The organism is Pseudooceanicola lipolyticus (assembly GCF_002786325.1).
Taxonomy (GTDB): domain Bacteria; phylum Pseudomonadota; class Alphaproteobacteria; order Rhodobacterales; family Rhodobacteraceae; genus Pseudooceanicola_C; species Pseudooceanicola_C lipolyticus.
In genome coordinates this window covers 1-3,497 of record NZ_PGTB01000257.1, presented here as the reverse complement: position 1 = coordinate 3,497, position 3,497 = coordinate 1, and the positions used below count along the sequence as shown (strand labels likewise).

The 3,497-nt window shown below is 68.3% G+C and carries 2 protein-coding genes and 1 pseudogene; 2 read left to right on the top strand and 1 reads right to left on the bottom strand.

The window, feature by feature from the left end; genetic code table 11:
- Nucleotides 1-65: 65 nt before the first annotated feature.
- Nucleotides 66-1,223, bottom strand: coding sequence for a UDP-galactopyranose mutase (gene glf, locus CVM52_RS24490; protein ID WP_100164910.1), 1,158 nt, complete (start codon nt 1,221-1,223; stop codon nt 66-68).
- Between the two features lie 228 nt (nt 1,224-1,451).
- Between glf and CVM52_RS24485 the strand changes: the two genes are divergently transcribed.
- Both CVM52_RS24485 and CVM52_RS24480 read left to right on the top strand, forming a co-directional pair.
- The gene (locus tag CVM52_RS24485; protein WP_100164909.1) at nt 1,452-2,582 is read left to right on the top strand and encodes a hypothetical protein; all 1,131 of its coding nucleotides are present in this window, start codon (nt 1,452-1,454) and stop codon (nt 2,580-2,582) included.
- Between the two features lie 21 nt (nt 2,583-2,603).
- Nucleotides 2,604-3,497, top strand: a pseudogene (locus tag CVM52_RS24480) (hypothetical protein); the annotation flags it as partial.

Below are 3,497 nucleotides of genomic sequence, written 5' to 3'. Positions count from 1 at the left end.
CCCGGTCCGCCACGCCCTGGGCGCCAGCGATCCGGGCCTGCTGGAGCGTTTCGCGCCCTGAGCCGTCAGAGCGGCGCGGTGTAGAAGGCCGGCGGGGTCCGGCCGGCGGCGCGATCGTCGAGGAAGCCGCGGGCGGTGTCCAGCGCCTCGCGGATGGTCACGTCCATGTCGAGATAGCGATAGGTGCCCAGCCGGCCGACAAAGGTCACCCCCGGCTCCTGCTCGGCCAGCGCCACGTAATCGTTCAGCAGCGCCTTCTCGCGGACCTGGCGGATCGGGTAATAGGGGATGTCCTCGGGGGTGCAGGCGCGGGAAAACTCGCGATAGCAGACCGAGCCCTCGTGGCTTTCCCAGGGGGCGAAATGCTTGTGCTCGGTGATCCGGGTATAGGGCACGCTTTCCTCGCCGTAATTCATCACCGCGCAGCCCTGGTAATCGCCGTCATAGGTGAAACGTTCGAAATCCAGCGTGCGATAGCCCAGCCGCCCCAGTTCGTAATCGAACCAGCCATCCAGCGGCCCGGAATAGAAGACATGCGCGTAATCGCCGGCCTGGGCCCGGTCGAAAACAGTCTCTAACTGGACCTCGATGCGGGGATGGTCGAGGATCTTGGCGATCATGTCGGTATAGCCGTGTTCCGGCATGCCCTGGAACCGGTGGAAGAAATAATTATCGTCATAGTTGAAGCGCACCGGCAGGCGCTTCAGGATCGAGGCCGGCAGCTCGGCGGGCTGCACCCCCCATTGCTTGATGGTGTAGCCCTTGAAGAAGGCCTCGTAGAGGTCGCGGCCGACAAAGCGCATCGCCTGTTCCTCGAAGCTCTGCGGCTCGGCGATCGAGGTATCGGCCTGTTCCTCGGTGATGAAGGCGCGCGCCTCGTCCGGGCGCATCGTCTTGCCGAAGAACTGGTTGATCGTGTGCAGGTTGACCGGCAGCGAATAGACCGCGCCGCCGGTGGTCGCCTTCACCCGGTTCTTATAGGGCAGGAAGGTCTGGTAGGCATTGACGTAATCCCAGACCTCGGCATCGTCGGTATGGAAGATATGCGGCCCGTAGACATGCACCAGCACGCCGGTCTCGGGGTCGCGTTCGGTATGGCAGTTGCCGCCGATATGGGCGCGCGCGTCGACCACGGATACGTCATGGCCGGCCTCGGCCAGGTGCCGGCCGATCACCGCCCCGGACAGCCCCGCGCCCACCATCAGAAATCTGCTGCCTGCCATGCCCCGCCTTTCCCCTTTGCGAATCCCGCCTGCCTTAAACGCCAAACCCCGCCGCGCCTCAATGGGGCGGCGGCGGGTTCCGCCGGCGCCGGCCCGCCCTGCGCCCTAAAGGAGTCACCCGGGCGGGGCAAGGCCCCGGCCGGCCGCGATTGCCGGGACCCCGGGGATCGGCTAAGCCTTGGGCCGATCGCGGGGCGCAGGCCCCGCCCTCGGCAACCGGAGCCCCGCGTGACGACCAAACCCTCCCTTCCGGCCGGCCCCGGCGGCAAGACGCTGGTGCTCCATATCGGCGATCACAAGACCGGCTCGACCTCGATCCAATATGCCTTTGCCAACGGGCGCGTCGCGCTGGACGGCCGGCGGCTGTTCTACCCGGCCGGCCTCAGCCACAACCACCTGCGCGGCCCGGCCGAGGCGCTGTTCGGCGGCAAGAAGAAGATCTCGCGCGAGGAGGCCGCGCAGACCTTCACCCGGCTGGCGCGGCGCATCCGCAAGGCCGATGCCGACCTGGCGCTGATCTCGGCCGAGGCGCTGGACGCGATCCCGGCCGAGCAGCTGCGCCAGATCGTCGAGACCTATTTCGCCGAGGCCGCCGACGAGATCCGGGTGGTCGCCTATGTGCGCCCGCATGCGGCGCGGATCCTGTCCAGCTTTGCCACCCAGACCAAGTCGGGCCTGTTCAACAGCGGCCCGCTCGAGGCCTTCCACGACCGGCTGCTGAGCCAGGGGCGGCTGTTCTATCACCCGCGCTTTGCCGCCCTGCGCGCCGCTTTTGGCGAGCGGTTCCTGCTGCGGCCGATGATCCGCGCCCGGCTGGAAGCGGGCGATGTGCTGACCGATTTCATCCGCCACGGCCTGGGCGTCGACCGCTTCGAGATCTCCGGCCTGCCACCGGCCAATGAATCGCTCTCGCTCGAGGACATGATGCGGCTGAAACACCTGCAGTCGCATCACCAGCACCTGAAGCAGAACCTGCGCCACGCCCTGGGCTGGGAAGTCATGCGCCTGCTGGCCGAGCAGCCGCCGGCCGCCGGCGCCACCCGGCTGGAGCTGCACCGCGGCCTCGCCGAGCAGATCCGCGCCACCTATCTGGAGGATGCCCGGGCCATGGACCGGGCGTTTTTCGGCGGCGAGGCGCTGCTGGAAGCCGAGCTGAATGCGGCGGTGGAGAATGCCCGCCCCACCGCGCAATCGGTCGCGCCGGAGGATCATTTCAGCGCCTCGGAACTGCGCGGGCTGGAACTGATGAGCCGCATGGCCGCCGGGCTGTCGGAGGTCAAGGACGTGGATTGGGTCAACCTGCTGCGCCGCAAACGCATTGCCGCGCTCGGCGACGGGCCGGATGCGGAGGAGGATTGAGCCCTGCCTTCGGAGAGAATTGTGAAACCGCTTAAATCCCTTGTTAGAGCCGCAAAACGCCCGCGGGCGGCGGCGCGGACGCGCCCTGCCCGGCTGGTCATCCATATCGGCGATCACAAGACCGGCTCGACCTCGATCCAATATGCCTTTGCCCGCGGACAGGTGCGGCTGGGCGGCGCGGCGGTGGCCTATCCGACCAAGCTGAACCATTCCTTCCTGCGCAAGCAGTGCAGCGCCTATGCCAATGGCGCGGCGCCGGCGCGGGCGGCGGCGGAAGAGGTGTTCCGGCGGCTGGCCCGGCGCATCGCCACTTCGGGCGCGCCGGCGGCGCTGATCTCGGCCGAGGCGCTGGAAAACGTGCCGCCCGGCCTGCTGCACGAGGTGGTGACCGGGTTCTTCGCCGAGGCGGCCGACGAGATCCGGGTGGTCGCCTATGTGCGCCCGCATGCGGCGCGGTTCCTGTCCAACTATGCCGAGCAGATCAAGATCGGCAGTTTCGCCGGCGACCTGGAGGCCTATTTCGCCCATGTGCAGGACAAGGGGCGGCTGGATTACCAGCCGCGCTTTGCCGCCCATCGGGCGGCCTTCGGCGACGCCTTCCTGCTGCGCCCGATGATCCGCGAGCAGCTGACCGGCGGCGATATCCTGGCCGATTTCGCCGCCCATGCCTTTCCCGGTGCCGAACTGGCGCCGGCGGCCGGGACGGCCAATGAATCGCTCTCGCTCGAGGATCTGATGCGGCTGAAACTGCTGCAAGCGCGCCTCGGCGACGCGCCGCAGAAGCTGCGCCATGCGCTTGGCTGGGAATTTGCCCGCCTGGTGGCCGACCTGCCGCCGCCGCAAAGCCGCACCCGGCTGCAGCTGCATGCCGGCCTCGCCGGCCGGCTGCACGAGGCCTGCCTGGCCGATGCCCGG

Excerpts from the sequence above, each read along its gene's own strand:
- glf (WP_100164910.1), bottom strand. The coding sequence starts at position 1,223 with ATGGCAGGCAGCAGATTTCTGATGGTGGGCGCGGGGCTGTCCGGGGCG.